1 protein-coding gene is annotated in these 209 nt (G+C 55.5%); it reads left to right on the top strand.

The window, feature by feature from the left end:
• Positions 1-209: transposase (locus PGR10_RS25450; RefSeq protein ID WP_430924287.1), on the top strand; the 209-nt coding region annotated here is incomplete at both ends.

The following is a 209-nucleotide window of genomic DNA, read 5'->3' as shown; positions in this document are numbered from 1 at the left end:
TGTGCACAGCTGATTCTTGATAAGGGCTACTCATATCGACAAGCCAGTGAAGCGATGAATGTCGGTTCCACCACTCTTGAGAGCTGGGTACGCCAACTCAGGCGAGAGCGCCAGGGGATTACGCCCTCTGCCACACCCCTTACTCCAGACCAGCAACGTATCCGCGAGCTGGAAAAGCAGGTTCGCCGCCTGGAGGAACAGAATACGAT

It is taken from the genome of Klebsiella sp. 141198 (assembly GCF_050600785.1).
Lineage (GTDB): Bacteria > Pseudomonadota > Gammaproteobacteria > Enterobacterales > Enterobacteriaceae > Klebsiella > Klebsiella aerogenes.
This window is presented reverse-complemented; position numbering and strand designations above follow the sequence as displayed.